General features: G+C 64.2%; 17 protein-coding genes. 13 read left to right on the top strand and 4 right to left on the bottom strand.

The window, feature by feature from the left end:
- Positions 1 to 177: 177 nt before the first annotated feature.
- The 8 genes from ACTXGA_RS09105 to ACTXGA_RS09140 all read left to right on the top strand — a co-directional run bounded on the left by ACTXGA_RS09105 (position 178) and on the right by ACTXGA_RS09140 (position 8,145).
- Entirely contained in the window at positions 178 to 606 is a 429-nt protein-coding gene (locus ACTXGA_RS09105) for an FKBP-type peptidyl-prolyl cis-trans isomerase (RefSeq protein ID WP_443392896.1), read from the top strand.
- 354 nt (positions 607 to 960) lie between these two features.
- Positions 961 to 1,749 (top strand): 3-oxoadipate enol-lactonase, encoded by a 789-nt coding sequence (gene pcaD, locus ACTXGA_RS09110; protein WP_443392898.1) that lies wholly within the window; start codon positions 961 to 963, stop codon positions 1,747 to 1,749.
- Positions 1,750 to 1,753: 4 nt separating this feature from the next.
- On the top strand, positions 1,754 to 2,464 hold the full coding sequence (locus ACTXGA_RS09115) for an alpha/beta fold hydrolase (RefSeq protein WP_443392900.1): 711 nt from the start codon (positions 1,754 to 1,756) through the stop codon (positions 2,462 to 2,464).
- Between the two features lie 5 nt (positions 2,465 to 2,469).
- Positions 2,470 to 3,801 carry a lyase family protein gene (locus ACTXGA_RS09120; protein WP_443392902.1) on the top strand — a complete coding sequence of 444 codons (1,332 nt, stop codon included), beginning with the start codon at positions 2,470 to 2,472 and terminating at the stop codon, positions 3,799 to 3,801.
- Between the two features lie 108 nt (positions 3,802 to 3,909).
- Positions 3,910 to 4,998, top strand: a complete 1,089-nt coding sequence (locus tag ACTXGA_RS09125) for an alcohol dehydrogenase catalytic domain-containing protein (RefSeq protein ID WP_443392904.1) — start codon at positions 3,910 to 3,912, stop codon at positions 4,996 to 4,998.
- 104 nt (positions 4,999 to 5,102) lie between these two features.
- Complete coding sequence (locus ACTXGA_RS09130) at positions 5,103 to 6,335, top strand: mandelate racemase/muconate lactonizing enzyme family protein (protein WP_443392905.1); 1,233 nt, start codon at positions 5,103 to 5,105, stop codon at positions 6,333 to 6,335.
- A 54-nt stretch (positions 6,336 to 6,389) separates the two neighbouring features.
- Complete coding sequence (locus tag ACTXGA_RS09135) at positions 6,390 to 6,725, top strand: ArsR/SmtB family transcription factor (protein ID WP_443392907.1); 336 nt, start codon at positions 6,390 to 6,392, stop codon at positions 6,723 to 6,725.
- Positions 6,712 to 8,145: an amidase gene (locus ACTXGA_RS09140; RefSeq protein WP_443392909.1), complete on the top strand. Its 1,434-nt coding sequence runs from the start codon at positions 6,712 to 6,714 to the stop codon at positions 8,143 to 8,145. Before ACTXGA_RS09135 ends, ACTXGA_RS09140 begins: the two co-directional genes overlap by 14 nt.
- A gap of 65 nt (positions 8,146 to 8,210) precedes the next feature.
- Here ACTXGA_RS09140 and ACTXGA_RS09145 read toward each other — a convergent pair whose 3' ends face one another.
- Positions 8,211 to 10,100: an acyl-CoA synthetase gene (locus ACTXGA_RS09145; protein WP_443392911.1), complete on the bottom strand. Its 1,890-nt coding sequence runs from the start codon at positions 10,098 to 10,100 to the stop codon at positions 8,211 to 8,213.
- Between the two features lie 210 nt (positions 10,101 to 10,310).
- On the opposite strand from ACTXGA_RS09145, the gene ACTXGA_RS09150 reads away from it, so the two are divergent.
- The 3 genes from ACTXGA_RS09150 to ACTXGA_RS09160 all read left to right on the top strand — a co-directional run bounded on the left by ACTXGA_RS09150 (position 10,311) and on the right by ACTXGA_RS09160 (position 12,540).
- Positions 10,311 to 10,613 carry a DnaJ family domain-containing protein gene (locus ACTXGA_RS09150; RefSeq protein ID WP_443392913.1) on the top strand — a complete coding sequence of 101 codons (303 nt, stop codon included), beginning with the start codon at positions 10,311 to 10,313 and terminating at the stop codon, positions 10,611 to 10,613.
- A 73-nt stretch (positions 10,614 to 10,686) separates the two neighbouring features.
- Complete coding sequence (locus ACTXGA_RS09155) at positions 10,687 to 11,880, top strand: class I SAM-dependent methyltransferase (RefSeq protein ID WP_443392915.1); 1,194 nt, start codon at positions 10,687 to 10,689, stop codon at positions 11,878 to 11,880.
- A gap of 3 nt (positions 11,881 to 11,883) precedes the next feature.
- A complete protein-coding gene (locus ACTXGA_RS09160) occupies positions 11,884 to 12,540 on the top strand; it encodes an SOS response-associated peptidase (RefSeq protein ID WP_443392917.1) in 657 nt (218 codons plus the stop codon).
- A 37-nt stretch (positions 12,541 to 12,577) separates the two neighbouring features.
- Here the strand turns inward: ACTXGA_RS09160 and ACTXGA_RS09165 are convergent, their stop codons facing one another.
- From ACTXGA_RS09165 to ACTXGA_RS09175, 3 genes are all read right to left on the bottom strand, one after another.
- Positions 12,578 to 14,659 carry a type I secretion protein gene (locus ACTXGA_RS09165; RefSeq protein ID WP_443392919.1) on the bottom strand — a complete coding sequence of 694 codons (2,082 nt, stop codon included), beginning with the start codon at positions 14,657 to 14,659 and terminating at the stop codon, positions 12,578 to 12,580.
- A 92-nt stretch (positions 14,660 to 14,751) separates the two neighbouring features.
- The gene (locus ACTXGA_RS09170) at positions 14,752 to 15,834 is read right to left on the bottom strand and encodes a methylglyoxal synthase (RefSeq protein WP_443392921.1); all 1,083 of its coding nucleotides are present in this window, start codon (positions 15,832 to 15,834) and stop codon (positions 14,752 to 14,754) included.
- 3 nt (positions 15,835 to 15,837) lie between these two features.
- On the bottom strand, positions 15,838 to 16,644 hold the full coding sequence (locus tag ACTXGA_RS09175) for a bifunctional hydroxymethylpyrimidine kinase/phosphomethylpyrimidine kinase (RefSeq protein ID WP_443392923.1): 807 nt from the start codon (positions 16,642 to 16,644) through the stop codon (positions 15,838 to 15,840).
- A 205-nt stretch (positions 16,645 to 16,849) separates the two neighbouring features.
- Between ACTXGA_RS09175 and ACTXGA_RS09180 the strand changes: the two genes are divergently transcribed.
- Positions 16,850 to 18,046 (top strand): 3-hydroxybenzoate 6-monooxygenase, encoded by a 1,197-nt coding sequence (locus ACTXGA_RS09180; protein ID WP_443392925.1) that lies wholly within the window; start codon positions 16,850 to 16,852, stop codon positions 18,044 to 18,046.
- 18 nt (positions 18,047 to 18,064) lie between these two features.
- Positions 18,065 to 18,760, top strand: a complete 696-nt coding sequence (locus tag ACTXGA_RS09185) for a fumarylacetoacetate hydrolase family protein (protein WP_443392927.1) — start codon at positions 18,065 to 18,067, stop codon at positions 18,758 to 18,760.
- Positions 18,761 to 18,779: the final 19 nt, after the last annotated feature.

An 18,779-nucleotide genomic window follows, 5' to 3' on the forward strand; every position in this document is an offset into this window, starting at 1 on the left:
TTCGCTTTCGCGCCACCCTGACACGCCCCAACGGCCGCGAAAACCCCGATTACGGGCGGAAAAGCCGCAGATCCTCCTTTGCAATCCAGCAGGCACATGCCTAAATTGGTTGAAATCTCGAGCACCCGGAACGATCCCGGCCTCACCCAATCACCCCCCGACATGACAGGAGTTCCCATGACGCAGGTCAAGACCGGCGATACCGTATCCCTTCATTACACCGGCACCCTTGCCGACGGCACCACATTCGACAGCAGCGCAGGCCGTGACCCGCTGCAATTCGAGGTTGGCTCGGGCCAGATCATCCCGGGCCTCGACAAGGCGATCCCCGGCATGGCCGTCGGCGACAAGAAGACCGTCAACGTCCCTGCGGACGACGCCTATGGCCCGACAAACCCCGAAGCCAAGCAAGACGTCCCGCGCGGAGAGATCCCGCCGGAAATCCCGCTGGAACTGGGCATGCAGTTGCAGGTACAGGCCCCGAACGGTCAGGTTCTGCCGGTGACTGTGGTCGCCATGACCGAAGAGACCGTGACGATCGACGCCAACCACCCGCTGGCGGGCAAGGATCTGACCTTCGATATCGAACTGGTCGAAATCGCCTGAGGCGTCGCCACGCACTTTCATCGCCCTTTGAAGGGCAGATTTACGGGCCTGTTGTTGCAAATGACAGGCCCGTTTCATGACCACGGTTTCCCGCCTCCTCACATCACTGACCCTCATGTCTCTCTGGTCCGGCGTTGGCGGAAAGGTGGAGCAGGCTGACCCCGGACGGGTACGGTGACTGCGCGCTCTTGTTCGATGGGCCTATCGGCAAAGTCGTCCAGAAACCCCGCATCGATGGCGCAGGTCAGGTCACCTTTGCCGATAGGCTCGTCGACACGCCGTACTGAAGCGCGACAGGCCCTTTTCTATTCTTGCCCCTTCGCGCTACACCCTGCTTAACGGAGGGACAGTCACATGCAGATGGCACAATTCGGCGATCTTCGCCTGCACTACAGCGTCACCGGACCAGAGGACGGCACGCCCGTCGTCTTTGCCAACTCGCTGGGCACCGATTTCCGGCTCTGGGACAAGATCCTGCCGCTGCTGCCCACGGGCCTGCGCATCCTGCGGTTCGACAAGCGCGGCCATGGTCTATCGGACGTCCCGCAGGGGCCCTACAGTATGGGCGCGCTGATATCGGACACCGAAAAGCTGATGGAGCATGCCGGCTTCAAGGATGCCATCTTTGTCGGTCTCTCCATCGGAGGGATGATCGCGCAGGGGCTTGCGGCCAAACGGCTGGACCTTGTGCGCGCCATGGTGCTGTCCAACACAGGGGCAAAGATCGGCACCCGTGACATGTGGGCCGAACGGATCGCGGCGGTCAACAACGGTGGTCTGGCTTCTGTGGTCGGGCCGACAATGGATCGCTGGTTTTCCAAGCCGTTCCACGACGACCCCGAGTTTCCCGCATGGCGCAACATGTTCCTGCGCACCCCGGCTGAGGGCTGGACCGGCTGCGCCGCCGCCATTTCCGGCACGGACTTCATCACTTCCACCAGCGGGCTGCGCCTGCCGACGCTGGCCATCGCGGGCAGCGAGGACGGCTCTACCCCACCGGATTTGGTCTTTGAGACGGCGGACCTTGTTCCCGGATCGCAAAAGGAGCTGATCCGCGGCGCAGGCCACCTGCCCTGCGTGGAAAAGCCCGAGGAATACGCGTCGATCCTCACCGCCTTTCTCAAGGCGCAGGGCGCGGCCTGATCCCTTGGCCGATATCCTTCTGATCCACGGCGCGGCGCATGGCGCATGGTGCTGGCGCGACACCATTCCAGCGTTACAGGCGCTGGGGCATGACGTGCGCGCCATCGACCTTCCGTCGCACGGGCAAGACTCGACCCCGGTGAACGAGGTCACCCTTGATCTCTACGGGCAGGCGATCATCGACGCGCTGCAGGGGCCGACACATGTCGTCGGCCATTCCATGGGCGGCTACGCGATTACGCAGGCCGCCGAAATCGACCCGTCCCATATCCTGTCGCTGAGTTATGTCTGCGCCTATGACCCCTGGCCCGGTCTCAGCCTTGCCCAGATGCGGATGGAGGCCCCTGAGCAGCCGCTCCTGCCTGCGCTTCGCATGTCCGAGGACCGACGCAGCTTTACCATCGACCCAGACATGGCACCGGACCTTTTCTATCATGACTGCCCGCCGGAGGCGGTGGCCTTTGCGCTGGATCACCTGTGCCCGCAGGCCATTTCCGCGTCCTCAGTCCCGGTGACATTGTCCCAACGCTCGCAATCCCTTCCGCGCAACTACATCCTCTGCACGCAGGACTGCACCATTCCGCCGGTCTTTCAAAGGCGGATGGCAGACCGGTTCTCGCCAGGCAGGGTTGCGACGCTCGACAGTTCCCACTCTCCCTTCTTCTCGATGCCGGACGCGCTTGCCCGCGCCATCGACACTTTCGTGAAAGCCTGACACCCATGCCCGCAACCCCCTTTGACAGCGCCCACCTGACGCAGCTTTTCGCCACCGGGGATACCGCTCGCCTGTTCAGCGACACGGCTGAGATCCGCGCCATGATGCTGGTCGAGGGGGCACTGGCGCAGGCGCAGGGAGCCCAAGGCGTGATCCCGGAAACCTCTGCCGCCTTCATCCAGAGATGCAGCCTGGAATGCCAGATCGACCCGGCCGGATTGGCAGAGGCCACCGGGCAAAACGGCGTCAGTGTCCCGGCCTTTGTCACGGCCTTTCGAAAGGCGATGGAAGCGCCGGAACACGGGCAATACCTGCACTGGGGCGCGACCTCTCAGGACATTCTCGATACGGCGCTGATGCTACGCCTGCGTCAGGCGCTGTCCCAGCAGGAAGACCGCCTGCGTGCCACGCTCGCCGCCCTGGCACGTCTGGCGATAGCCCATGCGGAAACCCCGATGGCCGCCCGCACCTACGGCCAACACGCCACCCCGATGAGCTTTGGCGCGCAGGCCGCGGCCTGGGGCTGGCCGCTGCTGACCGCCTTGCAGGAGTTGCCGGTCCTGCGCAAATCGGCGCTTCTGGTGTCGCTGTCAGGCGCGGCGGGCACCGCCTCTGCACTGGGTCCAGATCCGGCGGGCCTGCGGGCGGCGATGGCCGCGAAACTGGGGCTCACCGATCCCGGCCGCAGCTGGCACAGCGACCGCACCCCGATCCTGAAGATCGCCGATTGGCTGACCCGCACCGCGCTGGCCGCCGGCAAAATGGGAGAGGACCTTGTCCGCGCCACGCAATCCGGCATCGGCGAAGTGCGGCTTGGCGGATCAGGCGCGTCCTCGACGATGCCGCAGAAACAGAACCCGGTCGTCCCCTCGGCCATGATCGCCCTGGCTCGCCATGCGCAGGGCGTGAATGCGACGCTGCAGGGCGCCGCCATCCACACCCAGCAACGCGATGGCGCGGCATGGTTCACCGAATGGCTGTGCCTGCCGCAACTGGTGCTGTCCGCCGCCGCGGCGATGACCCACGCGCAGGCCCAGGCCGAAACCCTGACGCCGGAGGCCGAGGTGATGGCACGGACACTGGACGCCACCGGCGGGCTGTTGATGGCAGAGGCCCTGTCCTTTGCTCTGGCGGATCACATGCCCCGCCCCGAGGCACAGGCCGTGACCAAGACGCTCTGCAAGACGGCTAGAGAAACCGGCCGACCGCTGGCAGAGGTGGCCCTCGCCGCCCATCCGGATCTGCCGCAGGCGCTGTTCGACCCGGTCACACAGATGGGCACCGCGCCGCAGGAGGCACGGGCCTTTGCCGCTGCGGTGTCGGACTTGCCCGATTGACCGACGCGGATTGTGCCGTAACGTAACACGACGCTCATAGGTCGCTTTCCGGCTTGCAGCGTGGCTCGTGCCTGCGCAGGCTCCCTCAAAAATCGGGGAGCCTTTTCAATGCCACGTATCCGCGCCGCGGTTTGCACCGCACATGACGCCCCGCTCCGGATCGAGGAGCTCGACCTTCGCGCCCCCGGCGCGGGCGAGGTCGAAGTGACGCTCGAAGCCGTCGCCATCTGCCACTCGGACATTTCCTATGCCGAAGGCGCATGGGGCGGGGATCTGCCCGCCGTCTACGGGCATGAGGCGGCCGGCCGCGTTTCTGCCATCGGTGGCGGCGTCACAGACCTCAAGGAAGGCGACCGCGTGGTTGTCACGCTGATCCGCGCCTGCGGAACCTGCCCGAACTGCGCGGGCGGCAAGCCCACCATCTGCATCGGTGACCGCACAACTGACGCCGTCCTCACGCGGCCGGACGGCACACCGGTCGCCTCTGCGATGTTCTGCGGGGCCTTTGCAGAACGCGTCGTCGTCGATCAAAGCCAGGTCGTCGTCATGCCCGAAGACATGCCGGCAGAGGCGGTCTGCCTTCTGGCCTGCGGCGTCATCACCGGCATCGGCGCGGTGATCAATGCCGGTAAGATGCGCCCGGGCGACGATGTCGTGGTTATCGGCGCGGGCGGCGTAGGCCTCAACGCCATTCAGGGCGCCCGTATCGGCGGCGCCCGCCGGATCGTCGCGGTCGACATGAGCGAGGAAAAGCTCGACATTGCCCGCGAATTCGGCGCCACCGACGGCGTGCTGGCCAGCGAAGAGGCCCCGTGGAAAACCGCGATGGACCTGATGGGACGCGGGGCCGATGTCGTCGCCGTGACCGTGGGTGCGATCCCGGCGTACGAACAGGCAATGCGCTATGTCGGCTGGGGTGGTCGCATGGTGATGGTTGGCATGCCGCATTCCGGGGCGACGGCCCGCTATGAGCCGGTGGTGCCCGCCTACATGGGGCAACAGATGGTCGGGTCGAAAATGGGCGACGTGGTGATCCAGCGCGATATTCCTTGGATGGCAGACCTTTACCGGCAGGGTCGGCTGAAACTGGATGAACTGGTGTCGGGGCGCTGGACGCTGGATCAGATCAACGAGGCCATCGCCGACACCAAGGGCGGCGGCGCACGGCGCAACGTGATCCTCTTCGACCCCGCTTGACCACGGCGCCCCGCCCCCGCTTCTTTGGTCTTCAGAATACCTCGGGGGACGCCGCAGGCGGGGGGCAGAGCCGCCACCGACCCGTTCAACGTCAGGAAACAGCCATGAAACTTCAGGACCTCGACGTCATCATCACGGCCCCTCCGGCGCCGGGCTGGGGCGGACGCTACTGGATCCTCGTCAAGCTGACCACCGATGACGGGATCACCGGCTGGGGCGAATGTTACGCCTCTTCGGTGGGCCCCGACGCCATGAAGGCCGTCATCAACGACGTCTTTGCCCGCTATTTCGAAGGCGAGAACCCGGAAAACATTGAGCGCATGTTCCGCCGCACCTATTCCTCCGGCTTTACCCAGCGGCCGGATTTGACGGTCATGGGGGCGTTTTCGGGGCTGGAAATCGCCTGCTGGGACATCCTCGGCAAGGCGCGGGGCCGCCCGGTCTGGGCGCTGATCGGCGGGCTGATGAACGAACGCATCCGCGCCTATACCTATCTATACCCGCTGCCCCGGCACAAAATGTCGGATTTCTGGACTTCACCGAAACTGGCCGCGGAATCCGCCCTGGATTGCGTCGACAGGGGCTATACTGCGGTCAAATTCGACCCGGCAGGCCCCTACACCATGCGCGGCGGCCACCAGCCCGGCATGCGCGACATTGCCCTCTCCGTCGCCTTTTGCAAGGCCATCCGAGAGGCGGTTGGCGACCGCGCCGACCTGCTGTTCGGCACCCACGGACAGTTCAACACCGCAGGCGCCATCCGGCTTGGGCAGGCGCTGGAACCCTACCTGCCGCTCTGGTTCGAGGAACCGATACCGCCCGACAATCTGCTCGAATTCGCCGAGGTCGCCCGCGCCGTCCGCATTCCTATCGCCACCGGCGAACGGCTGACCACCCGCGCCGAGTTTGCTGCCCTGCTCCGCACCGGCGGTGCCAAGATCCTGCAACCGGCGCTGGGGCGCGCGGGCGGCATCTGGGAGATGCGCAAACTGGCGGCCATGGCCGAAAGCTTCAACGCGGAAATGGCACCGCATCTTTATGCCGGTCCGGTGGAATGGGCCGCCAACATCCAGCTGGCCGCCGCTATCCCCAATCTCCTGATCGCGGAAACCATCGAAACACCGTTCCACGATGCGCTGATCAAGGGCTCGATCCGGGTGGAGGGCGGATTTGTGCCTGCGCCAACGGCCCCCGGCCTTGGCATCGAGATGGATGAGGAACTGGCCCGCGCTCATCCTTTTACAGGCGATGGCCTGCACCTTCAGATGCAGGATGCGCCCTGCGATTATGCAAATGGCAACGCGTTCGAAGGTGGTGCACCCGCAACCGAAGCATGACCTCGCAATTCCCATATGGCCGCGCTATATACTGAGGAAAACCAAGCGAGTCCCATGGAAGATCTGACCAAATTCCCGGCACCGCCGAGCGAGATGGAAACCAATGCCAAACACGCTGCGGCGTTTTTGAAGACCCTTGCGCATGAGGGGCGATTGATGATTCTGTGCCACCTCGGATCGGGTGAAAAGTCCGTGGGCGAGTTGGAGGATCTTCTTGGCATCCGGCAGGCAGCGGTCAGCCAGATGCTGGCCCGTTTGCGCGAAGAGGGTCTTGTCACCACCCGCCGCGAAGGCAAGACGATCTACTACAGCCTTGCCAATGACAACACCAGCCGGGTGATCGCGCTGCTTTACGACATGTTCTGCGCACAGGACGATGGCAGCTGCTGAGCGGCCCTTCACCGGCCCCGAGCTGTGCCAACTGACCGCCTGCGAGGCGGTCGACCTGCTGCGCCGGGGTGAGGTCAGCGCAGGTGAACTGGCGGATGCCAGCCTTGCCCGGATCGAACAGACATCCCATGCCGTCAACGCCACGGTGACGCCATGCCCGGACCGGGCGCGCGCCACCGCAAAACGGGCGGATGCGGGCAGCCTGCTGGCGGGTCTGCCCATCGCGATCAAGGATCTGACACCCGTTGCCGGAGTCCGCACGACCTTTGGCACCCCCGGCTTGGCGGATCATGTACCGGCCCAGTCCGATCCCCTGGTCCTGCGGCTGGAATCCCGGGGCGGCGTCGTCATCGGCAAAACCAACACGCCGGAGATGGGCGCAGGCGCCAACACCTTCAATCCGATCTTTGGCGCCACGCGCAATCCGTGGCACACCGTGATGAACGCGGGCGGATCGTCGGGCGGCGCGGCGGCAGGGCTGGCCACCGGCGAAGTCTGGCTGAGCCAAGGCTCGGACCTGGGCGGCTCGCTCCGCACGCCGGCCAGTTTCTGTGGCATCGTCGGCCTGCGCCCTTCGCCCGGCGTCGCGTCCAGCCCCGGCGGTCATGACCTATTCAACGTGATGGGCGTTGACGGCCCGATGGCCCGCACGGTCGAGGACTGCGCGCTGTTTCTGGATGCAATGGCGGGATGGGACGCGAGTTCGCCGCTGGCTTTCCCGGCCCCGGAACGCAGCTATCTTGAGAGTTGCCGGGCCAAAGCTGGAGAAATCCGTATCGCCTATGCGCCGGACCTTGGCGGGCTGGCGCCGGTGGAGCCGGAGATGCGCCGGATCCTTCAGGACGCCCTGACCGGACTGCAGGCGCCGGACGTTCAGGTGACAGAGGACAGCCCGAAGGCGACCGGCCTTGTCGACTGTTTCCGCACCTTTCGCGCCTTGGGCATGTGGACCAGTTTCAAGGCCACTCCTGCGCGCATCTCGGACCAGTACAAGCCCGCGCTGAAGGCCAACATCGCCGAGGGCGGTCGCCTGACCGTCGATGACATCGCGCAGGCCAACCTGACCCGCAGCCGCCTTTATGAAGTCATGCGACACTTCCTGAGCGTATATGACGTGCTCGCCTGCCCGGTGACCGGGATTGGTCCGCTGCCGGTCGAGATCGAGTATCCGCCCGTGATCGACGGCGTGCAAAGCCGCGACTACCTGGATTGGCTCAGCTTTGCCTTCCTCGCCACCGTTTGCGGTCTGCCTGCGCTGTCCCTGCCCGTGGGCCGCGATGCGCGCGGCCTGCCCATTGGCCTGCAACTGATTGGCCGCCCTCGGGGAGAGGCACGCCTGTTGCAAATTGCCCGGCGGTTGGAAGAGGCCGTAGGCTTTGCCGCCACGCCGATCGACCCTGTTATCACGCACATTCCATAACAAAAGGCGCGCGGGTGCTTTGCCCCGCGCGCCCGGAATGTCGCTTCCCCTTGAACGTCAGCCGCTCACTTGCTGGCGTCGACCCATTCCCAAGGCCGGGTGAAATCGCCCAGAACACTGCCGACTTCGCTGTCGCTGGCGCCGTTCGCCACGACCTGCGCCACCAGACCCCGGCTCTTGTCATCGACAACCGCCGTCACCCGCGCCGCACTGCCCGCCTTTTCCAGCGCACCGTTGTAGACCCGTGTAATCGCGTGTTTGCGAAGATCGGGCTTGAACACCTTGCCAACGGCGGTCTTGGGCAGTTCCGGCAGGATGGTCATGTGCTTGGGATGGGCGGCGCGTTCGTGAACATGCACCTTGGCGTGTTCCAGCAATTCCGCCTCCGTCACCTGCGCGCCATCGACCAGTTCGACAAAGGCGCAGGGCAGTTCCCCGGAATGCGCATCCGGCTGGCCAATGGCCCCCGCAAAGGCCACCGCCGGATGGGCCAGCAGCGCCTCTTCGATCTCGGCCGGGTCGATGTTGTGGCCGCCGCGAATGATCAGGTCCTTGGCGCGCCCGGTGATCCAGAGATAGCCGTCGGCATCCAGACGCCCCAGATCACCGGTCCGCAAGTGAGTGCCATAGTGGAACAGATCCTCATTCTTGGCTGCCTCCGTATAGGTGTGACCGGCATAGACGCCGGGATTGGACACGCAGATTTCGCCGATCTCATCGACGCCGCATTCCACCGGTTCACCGTTCGCGACCTTGATGATCTTGACCTCCGTGTACGGAAAGGGGATCCCGACAGAGCCGATCTTCTTCTCTCCATCCACCGGGTTCACGGCGACAAGGCAAGTTGCTTCGGTCAGCCCATAACCCTCGCAGATGGTCACGCCGCAGGCGCTTTCGAACCGTTTGAACAGTTCCATCGGCATCGGTGCCGATCCGGAAAAGGCTGTCTTGATGCGGCTGATGTCGGCATCGACCTTGCGCTGCATCAGCGCAGAAACCGCCGTGGGCACGGTAATGACAAAGGTCGTCTTCCAGCGTTCACACAGCTTCCAGAAATTGTCCATCACCCCGTCGCCGCGATACCCCGCAGGCGTCGGGAACACCACATGCGCGCCCGAACAGACCATCGCCATCAGGATCACGTGGCAGGCAAAGACGTGGAATAGCGGCAGCGGGCACATCACGCTGTCTTCTTCGGAGAATAGCAGGGTATCGCCCAGCCATCCGTTGTAGATCATCCCCTCATAGGTGTGTTGTGCCACCTTCGGCATACCGGTGGTGCCGCCGGTATGAAAATAGGCGGCGACGCGGTCGCCTGTGCTGTCGGCAAAGCTCAGCGTTTTGGGCTGCTTGGCAACCTCCTTGGCGAAACACTTGATATCGGCGTGATGATTGCCCGGGTTCTTGGGGCGGATTAGCGGCACGATCCAGCTTTTCGGCGGGGTGAGATAGCGGTTGAGATCAACCTCCAGCACCGTATGGACATGCGGCGCGTTGCGCACCGCCTCGGCCATCTTCTGCGCGACGTCGGTCTTGGGAAACGCCTTCAGCGTGACCACCACCTTGGCATCCGTTTCGCGCAGGATCGCGGCGATCTGTTCGGCCTCAAGCAGCGGGTTAATCGGGTTCACGGTCCCCGCCACCATCCCTCCCAAAAGGGTTGCGATGGTCTCGTTGCAGTTGGGCAGGACATAGGCGATTACGTCGTTTTCGCCCACGCCCAGACTGCGGAACAGGTTCGCCGCCTGAGCCGTCCGGTCACGCAGATCGGCCCAGTTCAGCGTCTCTGCCTTGTCGGTCGGACCGGACAACAATTGGTAACTGACCGCAGGCCGCGCCGGGAACCGGTCAGCGGTCCTGTTCAACAGGCCCCAGACCGTTCTGGGCAGATCACGCTGATCCCACGGCATTTCATTTTCGATTGCGTTGCGATCGGCCATTCCCGCATAGGTCATGGTCGTCTCTCCTCCCGCCATGTTCTTGTTGCCCGACAGTGTGGAAAGCTTTGCGCCCCCGCGCAAGGGAAACGCACGCAACGGCACAAGGCGAATGACGCTGCGTCCCTGTGCCATCCTTGAAACATCAACCGAATTGCGCGCGCTTTTCCGTGCCTGCGGCGGTAACCTTTCTTTCATCACGATACGGCGTGTGGCATTCAGATTGACATGGACCACCCTCTGATCGACCTCATCAACAGCCGCATTCAGGCGGCGGAACGTGACGGGGCCTTCGACAATCTCGAAGGCGCGGGCCGCCCGCTGCCGCGCTGTGACGATCCGGAAAACGCGGTCATGTCGCGCATCCTAAGGGACAACGGCGCCGTGCCGGAGGCGGTCGCCCTGACCAACGAACTTGCCCGCCTGCGTCAGGAATTGCGTGACACCGCAGACCGCAGCGCGCGGGTGGGTCTGATTCGTGACATTGCCATGACCGAAACGCGGCTGGACATCGCGCGCCGCCGCGGCTGACCGCTGCGCAGATCGTCTCTTGTGTCTCGGCGCGCTTCTGGGGCAAACCCTTTGCCAACCAACGGAGGGGCGCATGGTCACGGTCAAGGAGCAGTACGAAAGCTATCCCTACCCCGAGCGCGATCCGGAAGATGAGAAAAAGCGCCTGATCACCGGCTCCCCCTCTCATCCGATCGAGGTGGACCATTACCTGTTCGAGGGCAGCCGCGACTGGTCGCAGATGACCCGCATCCTTGTCGCCGGCGGCGGCACAGGCGACGCCCTGATCCAGATTGCGCAACTGCTGACCAGTGCGGGCGCGCCGCATGAGATCACCTATATCGACCTGTCCAGCGCATCGCGCGAGATTGCAGAGGCGCGGGCAAAGGTGCGCGGCCTGACGACGATCAAATTCGTCACCGGCAGCCTGCTGGATGCCGCGGACTATGGCCCCTTCGACTACATCGACTGCTGCGGCGTGCTGCATCACCTGCCCGACCCGGACGCAGGCTTTGCCGCGCTGCGTTCTGCCGTGGCGCCGGGCGGCGGCATGGGGTTCATGGTCTACGCCCCCTATGGCCGCTCGGGCATCTACCCGCTGCAAGAGGCCTTTGCCGGGCTGTTCGAGGGGCTGTCGCCGCAGGTGCGCGTGGCCAAGGCCAAACAGCTGGTCGCCAACCTGCCACAGGGGCACCCCTTTGCCACCAACCCCAACGTCAACGACCACAGGCAAGGCGACGCCGGTTTCTATGACCTCCTGCTGCATGGGCAGGACACACCGTTTGACGTCAAACGGCTGATGGACACGCTGGAGCGGACGGGCTGGAAACTGCAAGGGTTGTTGCCGCGCGGGCTCTACGATCTGGCGCGCATCACCGACCGCCCCAAGGGCATGGATGACGTGACCGCCATGGCGCTGGCCGAAAAGCTGCGCGGCACGATCAGGAAACACACCGGCTATCTGGTGCCTTCGGACGAGGAGCGAAAGCTGCCGCGCGGTTCGAAAAACAGCCTGATCCCGCGGTCCCCAACATCTGACATGCGCAAACCGGCCCAGGCGGTGGCACAGGGACGTCCGCTGCCGATCACCTTAACAGAGGCCAAGGTGCAGGTGCGCTTGCCGCGCGAATGCGCCCCGCTGATGGCCGCGATCGACAACCGCCGCACGGTTGGCGAAATTCAGCAGATGTCGCGGATGGATCCCCTGCGGTTCGGCGATCTCTGGGGCAAGCTGGACCGAGAACTGACCGCATGGGGCCTGCTGCATTATTCCGGTATCGGGGTATAGGCGATGTGCGGACGCTTCGCGATCACGCTGCCCAGCGACGCGATGGCGCAACTGTTCGACGCCGCGCCCGCCAACGATCTGCCTGACGTCCCCAACTATAACGTCTGCCCGACCAACCGCATCCACGTTGTAATGCAGGACGATGGCCGCCGCCTGCAGGCGATGCGCTGGGGGTTTCTGCCGCATTGGTACAAGACCCCCAATGGTGGGCCGCTTCTGATCAACGCGCGGGCCGAAACGATTGCCGAGAAACCGGCTTTCAAGGCCGCTTGCCGTGAGAGGCGCTGCCTGATCCCGGTGTCGGGGTTTTACGAATGGACAAAGGATGAGGATGGCAATCGCCTGCCTTGGTACATTTTTCCCGCCGGAGCGGGCCCGCTCGTTTTTGCCGGGGTCTGGCAGGATTGGGAGCGCGACGGACAGGCGTTCCGCACCTGTGCCGTCGTGACCTGTGGCGCCAACACGCCGATGTCCACGATTCACCACCGGATGCCCGTGGTTCTGGATCCAGCAGACTGGGCGCTGTGGCTGGGCGAAAGCGGACGCGGGGCCGCGACGCTGATGAAACCCGCCCCCGAGGACGCGCTGGAATTTTACCGGGTCGACCCAAGGGTGAACTCGAACCGCGCCAGTGGGCCAGAGTTGATTGAACCGATCTAACCCGGCGAATTTTTGGCCCGCCGGCCTTGTCCGGCCGTCAGCCCAACCCGCCAGCCATGGCCAGCACCGGCATAAGCGCCAAGGCCCAGATCAGCCCCATATCGTCAAAGCCCTCGTCATCTCCTTGCTCCTCTTCCTCGTCATAATCCGGGCCGGGCTCTGCCGCTGAGACCGGATCGCCTTCCTGCGACTGTGGGGCGTTGAACCCCAGAACCGACAGCAGTTCTTGGGCGGCCTCGACCGGATCTGCGAATGTGGTGGCCAGCTGTGGGGTGGAGGCGGGCATTGGCTCCGGGCCCGCTTCGTATGCGTCGGTCTGCTCCGTCAGAGCGAATGGGTCCAACCCGGCTGACAAAGGCCTCGCATCCTCCGTTGGAAAAATGAACGGATCCGCGACTGTCGGGGCCAAGGTCGCCGGAACCGGCATTGCGCTTTCACCAGAGAATTCCAGCGCCTGAACCAATTCCAACGGCTGCGGCGGGCCAGATGGCGGGGTCGGAGGCGGGGCCGCCACGAACCCGCCGCTGTCCAGATCGAGGTCCAGCTCAAGAAGGATTTCCGCGTCAGGGATCAACATCTCTGGCAGCGCCGGGTCCGGTCCCGTGGCATCGAAAACCTCGGCAAACCGGGCGGTCGGGGTCACATCGATCAGCCTGACCTGCATGATCTCGCCCGGTCCAAGGACCGCGTCGATCAGGCCACCCGCATAGATGTCCCCGCCGTCCAATTGTTCCACTTCGGCCGTCGCCTCGGTGTTTCCCGGGTTCTGTCCCGGGGCGACCCCCAGCACGCTGGCCTCAACGGTGCCCACGTCCGCCACAAGCGCGCTGATATCGACGCCGCTGTTCACCACCCCCGCCCCCTGCGGTGCGTAGATGTAGAACAGCAGGTCCGCGCCATCGGCAAAACCGTGCACTTCCAAACCGCCCTCTTCCAACTCGCCATCACGGGCATCTGCCGGGGTGAAATCCAGCATGGTCATGCCCGGCAGGTTTTCCGCCAGCATCGTGAACATCTCTCCGGGCGGCGTGGCGCTGGCGAATTCCGAGCCCATGCTGAGGGACGAGGCACTATTCTGGATCAACGGCCAGACCTGCGCGGCATCCACCCCTTCGGCCATGAAGGTTTCGACCAGTTCCAGCATCTCATGCGCCTGATACAGGCCGTAGTCCTCCCCCCGTGTCAGGTTCGACGCGCCAGAGCGCAGGTTCCATTCGGTGACGTGGATTTCCAGTTCGGGATCGATGGCCTGCCATGTGTCCTCGATCTGATCGAGCGCGAAATACCGGGTGTGGGGCAGATCCTCTCCGCGTGAGTAGACATGCGCGATGACGCCGTCGACCGCATCCAGTTCGGCGGCGTCAAACTGTTCGATCACGATGCGGTTGTTGATATCGGTCCAGTCGACACGGGCATTCGGCGCGATATTCAGCCCGTAGGTCGCGTTCACATCAGCGATGATCTCGGCATCGGACATGCCGTCGTAGGCCTCATCCAGAGAGGAGTCACCAAAGTTGGTGCCCATCTGCACCAGGATCTCGATATCGGCCGCCTCGGGGAATGCGGCCTGCAGAGACTGCAGTTCGGAATCGATGATGCGGGTCATCTCGGCGGCGACACGGCCATATTCGACCGCGTTCATCCGCCCCGATCCCCAGTATTCATTGCCGATCTCGAAACTGACGACATTGCCGTCGCCGTAGGTGCCCGTGACCACGTCACGCACGAAGTCGCGCAGCAGATCCTCTGCCACGTCTTCCTGCCGGTCGCCGTTGTCGTCGAAGTAGCGCGGTGAAAGTTCCTGCCGGGTGGGCAGCACGATGCTGACGGGCGCCCCCGTCTGCGCGGAATATCCCATGATGTCCGAAATCGGCATGAAATCGGTCCGCGCGCCCGTCTCGTTGTCGATGGCGAAATTCGCGTCCGGATTGGCGAGGTCGAAATAGCTTTCGGTCAGGGACCCGCCCGGATAGCGCAGCGTTGTGACGCCCAGCGCATCGACCGCCTCTGCATAGCTGCCCGGGCCTGTCATCTCTGCGCGGGGCGCAAGGATGTTGCCGCCGAACAGATCGGGGGTGGCCGCCGCACCAAAGGCGAGCGGAAGCGGAACTGTGGGCATGGAAGGGCCTCTGCCTGTGAGGTTTGCAGGCAGATTGGCGCCAATATGGAAACGAACCGTCTACATTGGCAGAATTGTGCGCCGAAAGTGATTCAATTCGAGGTGGTTCGCCCGCGCAGCAGCGCCGCCGCCAGCATATCGGCAGCCGAAGTGCTGAGCGCCAGCGGGGTGTCGTGCAGCATGGCCAGCCGCGTCAGCGCCTGCAGGTCCACGTCCCCGCCGTGCGGAACTGTGGGATCAGCAAAGAAGATCACCGCGTCCAACTCGCCGGTTGCGATCAGGGCGCCCAATTGCTGGTCCCCTCCCCGGTCGCCCCGTTGCAGACGACGAATATCGAGGCCGGGGACAAGCTCGGCCAATGTCCGTCCGGTGCCTCCGGTACAGATCAGGCGGTGGCCCTGCAGCTCGCGTTCATGGCGGCTGACCCAGGCGCGCAGGTGGCTCTTGCGGGTGTCATGCGCCACCAGTGCAAGGCGGCGCGGCGCGGTGGACAAAGCCCGGGCGCGCGCGGTGATCGACAGGATCGCGCGGACCTGAGCCGCAAACCCGGCGCTTTCCGCCGGGAACACCCCGGATAGCGCCGCGGTACCCACGGTGAAGCCCGACGCACCTGCCTCTGCGCAGGCGGCGACGCGCTCTTCGCTGTCGATGCTGCCCGCCATGATGACAGGTTTGCCGACCGCACCACAGACTTGTTGCATCAAGTCCGGCACATCGCCGTCAAAGCGGTAGGCCAACAGGTCCAGCCCATGCACATGCTCGAAATCCGCCAGCTCCCGCGCAGAGGCGACGATATCGGACACAGGCCCTTCCAGCACGCTGGGGTGACCGGTGATGCGCCCGGGAAAGGGGTAGTAGCGTAACGGGTGATTGCGCGTGACCTCTGTCACCTGCCGCGCGCGCGTGCCGCCCAGCAGGCAATCCACGTCGATCTCGACCGCCGCCCGGGCCGAGGCCAACTCGCTCTCGGCATCCAGGCTGACCACCTCCAGATAGCTGCGCCCGCCTGCGCTGCGGATGGCGGCGGCAAGGCTTTTCAGATCGGACATGGGCAGGCCGACGTCCTTGAACCCGATATGACGCACGCCACCTTCCAATGCCTCTTCCAGCCGCGCGCGGGCGTCGGGGATCGTGCGATCATTCGCGGTCAGCATCAGGATAAAGTCGAATGCCATGGGTCAGTTCTCCGATGCGGTGAGGGGCGTGGCGCGGGTCCATGCGGGTGCCTGGACGATACGCAGGTGTGGGGCATACAAGCTGGCGTCGATCAATGCGGTTAGGTGGCCAAGCGCCTCGCCGGGGGTAAGGCCTGCGGCGATGAATGCCGCAAAGACATCCCCCACCCCATGCGGCACCCCCTTGCGCAGCGCCGTCGGATACAGGTTCGCGCCATCCTTTGTGACCTGCAGCAGGCCGGTGGCTTCCGGTCCGACCGGGGCAGAGGTGACATGGACCTCTGCCGGTCCTGCGCGCATCAACAGGGTGGCCGCCGCCTGTGCCTTGTCCAGCGTATCGACGGCCTGCCCGCTCAGCCAGCCCAGCTCGAACAGATTGGGGGTCAGTACATCCGCCAAGGGCATCAGAGTGTCCCGGAGGGCCAGTGCCACGTCCTTGGGCAGATACAGCCCCTTGGGCGCGTCGCCCAGAACCGGATCAAGGATCACCCGTGGGGGAGTGGGCAGCCCCCGCAGCCGTTCGATCAACGAAACTGCCAAGGCCACGTGACCCGGCGTCGGCAGATAGCCCACCAGCACGGCATCAACCTCGGTTAGCCAACCGTTAGCCTCCAACGCCTCGATCATCGCCGCGATCTGTGCGGGATCGACCGGAGTGCCAGCGACATAGGGCCAACCGGGATGATTGGACAGTAGCACCGTCGGCAAAGCGGTCACTGAATGCCCCAACAGGGTCAGCGCCGGTTCGGCAGCGGACAAGCCGACATGGCCGTGCGCCACCCAACTGGACAGGATCAAAAGCCGTGCCATCAGAGCCAGTCTCACCACATTTCGGAACACCCTGCGCACTTTGGGCGGCCGGGACAGTCATAGCCTAACGGCAAGCCCCACCGCTTCCAAGCACCCGCTTCGGGACATTGATATGCATGCATATCTTTTGATTGACGGAAATTGATGTGTATGCATAATGTTCACAACAATACAAAATCGGGCCATACGGGAGAGGAGACCCAGCATGACCGATCTTCCCATCATCATCGCCGGGGGCGGAATCGGGGGCCTTGCAGCGGCCTGCGGCCTTGCCCGCAAAGGCCAACGCTGCATCGTCGTTGAACAGGCCGCGCAGCTAGGAGAGATCGGTGCGGGCATCCAGATCGGGCCGAACGCATTTCACTGTTTCGACTATCTTGGCGTCGGGGACGAGGCCCGCGCCAAGGCCGTCTATATCGACGCCTTGCGCCTGATGGACGCGCAGACCGCCGAGGACATCACCCATATCCCGCTGGATGAGCCGTTCCGTAAATTCTACGGCAACCCCTACGCCGTTGTGCATCGGGCGGACCTGCATGGCGTGTTGCTCAAATTCTGTCAGGACAGCCCGCTGATCGACCTGCGCACGGATCACAGGGTACTGGGCTATGAACAGGACGGCAGTAGCGCGACACTGTTGCTGGACGGGCGCGACCCGATCACGGGCCGCTTTCTGATCGCGGCAGAGGGGCTGCGCTCTCCCATCCGGGCGCAAATGGTCGGGGATGGAAAGCCGCGCATTTCCGGCCATACCACTTACCGGTCCGTCATTCCGACCGAACAGATGCCAGAGGATCTGCGCTGGAACGCGGCCACGCTCTGGGCCGGACCCAAGTGCCACATCGTCCACTACCCGCTCAAAGGCGGCGAGGTCTACAACCTCGTCGTGACCTATCACCGCGACGTACAAGAGGCGATCGCCGGGCGTCCGGTGTCCAAGGAAGAGGTTGCGCAGGGGTTCGAACACATCCACCCCAAGGCGCGTCAGATCATCGAACACGGCAGCGACTGGAAGCTCTGGGTCCTTTGTGACCGCGAACCGATTTCAAATTGGGTCGACGGGCGCGTGGCGCTCTTGGGCGATGCCGCACACCCGATGCTGCAATACTTTGCGCAAGGGGCCTGTATGGCGATGGAGGACGCGGTCGCCCTGTCCCATTGCGTCGACCATTTTGCCACCGACACCGAGGACATGTTGCAACGCTATCAGGACATGCGCCGCGTACGCACGGCGCGCGTGCAGATGAATTCCCGGCTGATCGGCGAATACATCTACCACCCCGACGACGCCAAGGCCGCGGTGCGCAACAGCATCATGCGCGGCATGTCTCGTGACGACTGGTACAATCAGCTGAACTGGCTCTACGGCTCCAACGGGCTGGACAGCGGCGCGGCGGAATAACTTCAGGATTTTGACAACATGGCCTTCATCTTTGACCCCGCCCCACCCGCCAGCGTGGCCATTGCAGGCAGCGCGGACCGCATCCCGGTGCGGCGCATCTTCTGCATCGGGCGCAACTATGCTGCCCATGCGCGTGAGATGGGCAAGGACCCGGACCGCGATCCGCCGTTCTTTTTCCTCAAGCCCGCCGATGCGGTGGTCGAGGATGGCGCCACCATCCCCTACCCTCCCCAGACCGACAATTTCCACTATGAGGCCGAACTTGTCGCCGTGATCGGCACGGGCGGCTCGAACATTTCCAAAGATCGGGCGCTGGCCCATGTCTGGGGCTATGCCGTTGGCAACGATCTGACCCGCCGCGATCTGCAACTGAAAGCGCGCGAACAGGGGCGGCCCTGGGACCTGGGCAAGGGGTTTGACCGTTCTGCCCCCATCGCGCCGGTGCACCCTGTGTCCAAGGTCGGGCACCTGTCGCAAGGGGCGATCCGGCTGACCGTCAACGGAGAGGTCAAACAGCAGGCCGACCTGTCCGATCTGATCTGGTCCGTGCCTGAAATGATCTCGATCCTGTCGCAGTCGATTGAACTGAAACCTGGCGATCTGATCATGACCGGAACCCCGGCCGGCGTCGGTCCGCTGAGGCCGGGTGACACCTGCGTCGTCTCCATCGAAGGCCTGGGCGATCTGACAACATATATCGGCCCGCGCGCCTGATCCGTTTATTTCGGAGAAC

Origin of the sequence: Antarctobacter jejuensis, assembly GCF_052266595.1 — a bacterium.
Lineage (GTDB): Bacteria > Pseudomonadota > Alphaproteobacteria > Rhodobacterales > Rhodobacteraceae > Antarctobacter > Antarctobacter jejuensis.

What these genes read in the sequence shown, in the direction of transcription:
- ACTXGA_RS09105 (WP_443392896.1), top strand. Translation starts at nt 178, where the DNA reads ATGACGCAGGTCAAGACCGGCGATACCGTATCCCTTCATTACACCGGC.
- pcaD (WP_443392898.1), top strand. Translation starts at nt 961, where the DNA reads ATGCAGATGGCACAATTCGGCGATCTTCGCCTGCACTACAGCGTCACC.
- ACTXGA_RS09120 (WP_443392902.1), top strand. Translation starts at nt 2,470, where the DNA reads ATGCCCGCAACCCCCTTTGACAGCGCCCACCTGACGCAGCTTTTCGCC.
- ACTXGA_RS09125 (WP_443392904.1), top strand. Translation starts at nt 3,910, where the DNA reads ATGCCACGTATCCGCGCCGCGGTTTGCACCGCACATGACGCCCCGCTC.
- ACTXGA_RS09130 (WP_443392905.1), top strand. Translation starts at nt 5,103, where the DNA reads ATGAAACTTCAGGACCTCGACGTCATCATCACGGCCCCTCCGGCGCCG.
- ACTXGA_RS09135 (WP_443392907.1), top strand. Translation starts at nt 6,390, where the DNA reads ATGGAAGATCTGACCAAATTCCCGGCACCGCCGAGCGAGATGGAAACC.
- ACTXGA_RS09140 (WP_443392909.1), top strand. Translation starts at nt 6,712, where the DNA reads ATGGCAGCTGCTGAGCGGCCCTTCACCGGCCCCGAGCTGTGCCAACTG.
- ACTXGA_RS09145 (WP_443392911.1), bottom strand. Translation starts at nt 10,100, where the DNA reads ATGACCTATGCGGGAATGGCCGATCGCAACGCAATCGAAAATGAAATG.
- ACTXGA_RS09150 (WP_443392913.1), top strand. Translation starts at nt 10,311, where the DNA reads ATGGACCACCCTCTGATCGACCTCATCAACAGCCGCATTCAGGCGGCG.
- ACTXGA_RS09155 (WP_443392915.1), top strand. Translation starts at nt 10,687, where the DNA reads ATGGTCACGGTCAAGGAGCAGTACGAAAGCTATCCCTACCCCGAGCGC.
- ACTXGA_RS09160 (WP_443392917.1), top strand. Translation starts at nt 11,884, where the DNA reads ATGTGCGGACGCTTCGCGATCACGCTGCCCAGCGACGCGATGGCGCAA.
- ACTXGA_RS09165 (WP_443392919.1), bottom strand. Translation starts at nt 14,659, where the DNA reads ATGCCCACAGTTCCGCTTCCGCTCGCCTTTGGTGCGGCGGCCACCCCC.
- ACTXGA_RS09170 (WP_443392921.1), bottom strand. Translation starts at nt 15,834, where the DNA reads ATGGCATTCGACTTTATCCTGATGCTGACCGCGAATGATCGCACGATC.
- ACTXGA_RS09175 (WP_443392923.1), bottom strand. Translation starts at nt 16,644, where the DNA reads ATGGCACGGCTTTTGATCCTGTCCAGTTGGGTGGCGCACGGCCATGTC.
- ACTXGA_RS09180 (WP_443392925.1), top strand. Translation starts at nt 16,850, where the DNA reads ATGACCGATCTTCCCATCATCATCGCCGGGGGCGGAATCGGGGGCCTT.
- ACTXGA_RS09185 (WP_443392927.1), top strand. Translation starts at nt 18,065, where the DNA reads ATGGCCTTCATCTTTGACCCCGCCCCACCCGCCAGCGTGGCCATTGCA.